Source organism: Pontibacter rugosus (assembly GCF_042678745.1).
GTDB classification, from domain to species: domain Bacteria; phylum Bacteroidota; class Bacteroidia; order Cytophagales; family Hymenobacteraceae; genus Pontibacter; species Pontibacter rugosus.
In genome coordinates this window covers 1-5,393 of record NZ_JBHTLD010000273.1, presented here as the reverse complement: position 1 = coordinate 5,393, position 5,393 = coordinate 1, and the positions used below count along the sequence as shown (strand labels likewise).

Genomic DNA, 5,393 nt, shown 5'->3' with positions numbered 1-5,393 from the left:
TATTTAGTAAAATGCTTTATCTACAAACTTACGCTCAAATGATGCTTTTGATATAGAATGAGAGGTAGCTGCGATCGACAAGAATTAGTCAGAAAGAGTAGCCAAAAGGGTCTTCACTGAGACTTACATCAAGCCAAGAGTGTTTTGAAAAGTTTTCAAACAAAAAGCCGCTCCATTTGGTATGGATCGGCTTTTTTGCTTTGGTAGACCGAAAGAGTGAATTTAGAACCATATACACATTAACATAGTGGCTGTGGAAACCTATCTTCAGGTGGGAGAAGCAAGTATTAAACATAATGCATGTTATGTGAGAGAACCATCATAGAGGCTGCAACTGAAGGAACAGTTTTGGCACTTGAGCGGGAGGAGAAACCCTGAAGCCTTATTTTTTACTGGCGGAATTATGTTATATTTATTCTGTGACTCTCTATGCGCTTTTGTATATAGTCTCATTGACAGATGAACAAAATTTTTCTTATGCTAACTGCTATCGCCATTTTACAAGGGTGTGCGAATGACAAAACAACTGGTGAGGGAGAAAAAGCGGCTTCTGCTGTCTATGAGAGGGAAAGGGAGTTTACCTTTCTGGCCTCTCATTTCGACAATAATGGCAGCCTGTCCCAAACGGATACCCTGGTGCTGGAAACAAGCAGTGAAGTCCTTCGGGACAGCTACGGGCAAACCAGAAGCTCCTGGGCCGTTACAGGGGAAAGCGGGTGGAAGAGCTACAGCGGCATCGTTGAGAGTGACACGGCCGTGTGGATTCACCCACCTCGAACGAGCCTTTACAGGAAGCTGGAGCTAAGTCCCTTTCCCATGGTCAAGTCTCCCCTGAAGTCGGGCGGAAAGTGGTCCCGGAGCCTGCTAGTAGGGAGTCACTACAGTGTTGACGGGCATGCAGAGTGGAAAGACGCCACGAATGAGCGGTTTACCAGCAGCTACGAAATTGTGGGGCAAGCTACGCTGCCAACCATACTTGGGCTGCTGGCCTGCTATGAAGTGGACAGCTTTACAGAAAGCAGCTTTGAGCGAACCGCGCTGAAGGCATTCTACCATCAAGACTACGGATTTGTAAGGCTGGAATACGATAACATCGATAAAGGCCGAATAGTCCTGGAGTTGATAAAGGTAAAGTCTGCTCGGCCGGAGCCAGTTTCCCCGTTTGCAGGACTTGAGGCAAGCAGAGGAAAATGATGACAGGTCCATTGCACATCATTTAGAAATTTGATTTAGATAATACACCCACTATATGAAAAACAAAACTTACTGCCTTGTTGTCGCGGTGCTGCTCAGCCTTGCCTGTCACGCGCAAGACTTCAAAGCCATCAGGAACAGGTTGGAGGCTGTTGCTGACTCTTCCCTCGCAGTCAGGAGGAGCGTGATGCCGACGCTGAGGAAGCATGGCGCTGACTCTCCCCAGATGGACTCTCTGAACACGCGCATCATGGCATATGACGAAGCAGGGTTGGCAGAGGTAAGGCAAATACTGGATAAGTACGGCTGGCTGGGTGTGTCGCAAGTGGGTGAGAAGGCAAATGGGGCACTGTTCCTGACCATACAGCACGCACAGGACAACAAGCTCCGGGAACAGTATTTCCCCCTGCTTGAGGAGTCGGCTAAGAAGGGGGAGTCGAGGCTGGCGGACATGGCAACAATGAAAGACAGAATCCTGGTGGAGAGGGGAGAAAAGCAGTTGTACGGAACGCAGTACAAGCTTACCGACGGCAAAAAGACGCTTTTCCCGGTTGAAAATGCGAAGGAGCTCAACAAGAGACGGGAGGAAGTGGGCTTGGAGAAGTTAAGCTTGGCGAATGAGTAGCGTAAACAGCAGACAGGGAATGCTTTCGTTGCCGCTCATCAAAGCGGCGATGAGTTTAGCTTTAAGATCCTTCAGTATTGCGCTTGTCCTTATTTTGGCTTCTGTACGGGCTTTCCCGCAACCGGCAGACGGCACGCCGGAGGGTATGGCTGCTGCCAGCCTGTCCTCCCTGGTTTCGGACCAGAGAGTGATCCTGCTGGGGGAGACTAACCACGGCGTGTCCCAGCACTATGCAACCGCTGCATCCTTTACAAAGAAGATGCTTGCGGAGAAAGGCTTTGAGCTCATACAGTCCGAGAGCAGTTTCTACAAGACCTTCATCGCCCTGGCTAATGGAGGGGAGCCTTCCATTCAGGGCCTCTCCGAGATCTACCGGTATACCGAAGAGTTCAGCCCCCTGCTGGCATATGCCCGGAAATACAAGGTTTTGCATGCGGGCTTTGACCCGCAGGTGATTATCTCGGCTGAGGAAACGGATCTGATAGTGAATCATTTTGGCTTGGATGCTAATCAGAGAGAAACCTTCAGGGCCGGAATCGAAATGCTGGCAAGTGATGAGGCGCCAGGTGACGGCTTTATTCAGCTATGCCATGCACTGCAAAAGAAACACAAGGGGAAGGCGCTTGAGGAGCAGCTTCTCAGCAACCTGCTGTGGGCAAGCGAAATAGTTGTGAAAACCGCGAACCTGTCAGCACAGGAGTTCAGGGCTTCTGACAGTAACCCAAGGGACAGTGCGATGGCCCGGAACTTCCTCTTCTGGGACAGGTACTTCCATCACAGGAAGACCATTGTCTTGGGTGCCTCCACGCACCTGGCCTACGGTTTCAGCCTTCTTGACAGTGGGGAGCTGGCTGCGTTTTCCCCTATGGGAGAGGTTCTGGGCAACAACTTCCATGCATCCGAGATAATTAACGTGGCTTTCTCGTGCAGAAATGGGGAGTGGAGGGGAATCAATGATATCGCGTCTTCCACCTTTCCCGAGGCTGCCAATACCGTAGAAGCAGGGCACACTCAGTACCCGGCCATAATCAACACAGACACATTAACAAACCACGCCTCTACGGTGCTCGGGAACCGAGCCGCAGGAGACTGGTCCAAGACCTTTGACTATATACTCGTTTTTGAGAACGCAAGCCCTGTCCGCCAGAAAGCGGTGGCTGCTAAAGAAGAGGTGTTCGAGGAGCACAGCCAGGCTGTTTGCCTGCTCAGGGATGAGCACACCGGCCATGTGATTGATTTTGCCCACGTATACTTTCCAGCCAGGGGAGAAGGAACGACTTCAAACGAGGCAGGCGAGTTCGTAATCAAGAACACCAGGCAATACTCGGGAAGTGAAATGATCATATCCCGGATCGGCTACCAAACCAAAAGCCTTGTGTTCAGCACAGCTGGAGAAGACACGGTAACGATTCAGCTGACGCCACAGGCCAATGTGCTTGCGGAGGTTGTGGTGAAGGGAGAGCTGTCCTCTCCCTTAGCGGTTATACTTAAAGCCCGCGAAGCACTGGCTTCTTTAAACAGCCCTTCCCAGCTAAACTATTACCACACCATCTCCAACATTAACGACGGCACAGATTCCCTGCTAAACGAGACCATTATTCAGATTGCGCAGGGTGCCGCAGAAAACCGGCCCGTGGTTGATGTGCTGACGAGAAAAGAGCTAAAGCAATCGGTGTACAGCAAGTTCAGGCAGCATCTCTCGTTCCCCTTCATAGGTGTGGTGTGGCCTCACCCTGCTAACTTGGGCGTGTTTCTCATTGAGGAGAAAAAGCTGCCAAAGTCTTTTCACTTAGAGTTTGGAGAGCAGACATCAGACGGATTTTTTGTCATTCATTTCAGGGCATTGAAGCAGGACCGCGCCGCTACAGGCATGGCGGGCACTTCCTCCTACAAGGGAGCAGTGTGGGTAGACGGCCAGTCTTTTCTTCCGGTCAGGATAGAGTTGGATATTACCTCCAAAACAGCAGGCAGGTTTGTCTTTTCCACTGATTTCAAGGTAATGGAAAATACCCTGGTTACCGTTTCCTCCCGACATAAGCACTTCTTTGCGGCAGGGGGGAGTCACCGTCAGGTAACCCTGACAGAAACCAGCATATGGCTAAAGCATGAGCTTCTAAAAGACGGGGACAGGATTCCGCACACCTCACATGATCTGACACTTATTGCCCCTGACCAACGGGTGTGGGACAAGTTTAACGAATACATAAAGTAGAAGCGCGGGTTCTGTGTAGTATGTCTAACTTCTATTCAACAAGACACTGTACAAGAAAGGCTCCCCTTGATGAGGTATAATGCCGCTCACCGCTTACGCTTTCCTGCTGGTCGGGCTTATAGTGTATTGAAAAAGGTCATTTTATGAGACGGAAGAGAAGTAAAACTTTCAAAGTTGTACCATATTCGTGCAGATGGAGCCCGAAGTGTAGAGAAAATTAAGTTTCAAAGTAGTAATGGCCGTTGGGTAGCGAAATGGCAGGGACGGCTGCGTTTTGGAGAGGGGGGAGCTGAGGTAGATAATTACGCAAGCAAAGCTTAATATGCTAAACCACAAGGAAATATTTTATACTACATAAAACCAAAAAAGCCGCTCCAGTTTAACTGGAGCGGCTTTTTTAATGTGGTAGACCGTAGGAGTGAATTATCGAACTTTATCCACATAGATTTGACTGCTATAAATGCCTTTTATACGAGTGAGAGGGACAGTTTAAATTTCACTCTCTATGAAAAAAGTATTTCGGCCTTGCCCGCAAGCTAACATTCAGAAAATCTACTTACTTAACCAATGCTGCTTTCACAGAAGCTATTGCTTAGCAAAAGGCTACTATAGGTAGATTCGACCGCAGGTATAGCTCTGAAAGGCCCATTGGCAGGCATTACATGAAATACAGCTTATGAAATGTCTTTCGCACCTATTAGGTGCGTGCAGGGGTAAAAAATAAGCCTCGCCGTACATATTCGGAATTTTTTTGCTCTCATCAGTTGGCGCAGGAAACAGTATTGTGCTATAGCCAGCTGTTGTTGGGCACTGAAGTAGCAAGTCCACAGATGTATACCTTCCTAAGCGTTAAATTTAATTGAAAGTCTGCTGGATTATCATTAAAAAAAATCTATATTGGCTTAGATAATGTAAAAAAGCGATGCCTCCGATTAATAAAATTAAGATATAAATAGAGGTAAAAGAAATGCAACATAGAAATCGAATATAAGAAAAACAAAGCACGAATAATTTACCGCTAAAGGCATATATCTTCAATAAATTAACAGAACGCCATCTAACAACTAATTATTGACTAGAGTAAGTAAAGGCCGAATTGACAAAAATTCACAGAGAATAGTATTGTGATGGAACAGAAGGATAAAGAAATTGGTGGAAGGCAAAAGAGCTAACGCTTAAGCCAATTTTATAAAGTAATATACTTTGCCCTTCGCACACTTTTATATCAGACGCCGAATTATACTGCTCACATTGGCAAAGCCACACAAGGTATTGATGTATTAAGAGCTTTTTCAAAAAGGTCTTTGCAAACCCATCTAAATATAATTTAATTTTTATTAAATGTATAGCTACAATAAAAGC

The 5,393-nt window shown here is 47.3% G+C and carries 4 protein-coding genes; 3 read left to right on the top strand and 1 reads right to left on the bottom strand.

From position 1 onward, the window contains the following. Positions 1-459: 459 nt before the first annotated feature. The 3 genes from ACFQ2O_RS19615 to ACFQ2O_RS19605 are packed head-to-tail and all read left to right on the top strand — an operon-like array spanning position 460 to position 4,031. On the top strand, positions 460-1,194 hold the full coding sequence (locus ACFQ2O_RS19615) for a hypothetical protein (protein ID WP_377532025.1): 735 nt from the start codon (positions 460-462) through the stop codon (positions 1,192-1,194). A gap of 55 nt (positions 1,195-1,249) precedes the next feature. After that, the gene (locus ACFQ2O_RS19610) at positions 1,250-1,819 is read left to right on the top strand and encodes a DUF6624 domain-containing protein (protein ID WP_377532023.1); all 570 of its coding nucleotides are present in this window, start codon (positions 1,250-1,252) and stop codon (positions 1,817-1,819) included. Further along, on the top strand, positions 1,812-4,031 hold the full coding sequence (locus ACFQ2O_RS19605) for a carboxypeptidase-like regulatory domain-containing protein (RefSeq protein WP_377532020.1): 2,220 nt from the start codon (positions 1,812-1,814) through the stop codon (positions 4,029-4,031). The genes ACFQ2O_RS19610 and ACFQ2O_RS19605 overlap by 8 nt, the downstream gene beginning before the upstream one ends. A gap of 1,107 nt (positions 4,032-5,138) precedes the next feature. On the opposite strand, the gene ACFQ2O_RS19600 is transcribed toward ACFQ2O_RS19605, so the two are convergent. After that, on the bottom strand, positions 5,139-5,393 hold a 255-nt coding region (locus ACFQ2O_RS19600), incomplete at its 5' end, for a hypothetical protein (RefSeq protein WP_377532017.1).